Genomic DNA, 756 nt, shown 5'->3' with positions numbered 1-756 from the left:
GTTCGGCGACCATCAGCTGAGCTATCGCCAGCTCAACCAGCGCGCCAACCAACTCGCCCACAAACTGATGGAACTGGGTGTCGGCCCGGATGCACTGGTGGGCATTGCCACCGAGCGCAGCCTGGAGATGGTCATCGGCCTGCTCGCCGTGCTCAAGGCCGGCGGCGCCTATGTGCCGCTGGACCCGGAATACCCGCAAGACCGCCTGAGCTACATGATCGAAGACAGCGGCATTGGCCTGCTGCTGACCCAGCAGCACTTGCTCACGCAGTTGCCGATCCCGGCCGCGCTGCCGGTGCTGGCCCTCGATCAACTGGACGTCAACGGCTATGCCGACACCAACCCGCACGTCGCCGTTGATGGCGAAAACCTCGCCTACGTCATCTACACCTCAGGTTCCACCGGCAAGCCCAAAGGCGCCGGCAACCGGCATGCGGCCCTGACCAACCGGCTGTGCTGGATGCAGCAGGCCTACGCCTTGACCGCCGACGACACCGTGCTGCAAAAGACCCCGTTCAGCTTCGACGTGTCGGTGTGGGAGTTCTTCTGGCCGCTGATGACCGGCGCCCGTTTGGCCGTTGCCGGGCCTGGCGACCATCGCGATCCGGCCATTTTGGTCAGCCTGATTCAGCGATACCAGGTCACGACCCTGCACTTCGTGCCGTCGATGCTGCAGGTGTTCCTGCTGGATGAATCCGTCGCCCAGTGCACCCACCTGACACGCATCGTGTGCAGCGGCGAAGCCTTGCCCGTGGA

At 64.4% G+C, this 756-nt stretch carries 1 protein-coding gene; it reads left to right on the top strand.

All coding sequences use genetic code 11. The features are described from left to right. Window positions 1–756, top strand: a 756-nt coding sequence (locus IQK56_RS30775) for an AMP-binding protein (RefSeq protein ID WP_193901988.1), incomplete at both ends; no start/stop codon positions are given.

It is taken from the genome of Pseudomonas cyclaminis (assembly GCF_015163715.1).
Classification (GTDB): domain Bacteria; phylum Pseudomonadota; class Gammaproteobacteria; order Pseudomonadales; family Pseudomonadaceae; genus Aquipseudomonas; species Aquipseudomonas cyclaminis.
The sequence above is the reverse complement of the archived record's forward strand: the minus strand, read 5'-3'. Positions and strand labels throughout refer to the sequence as shown.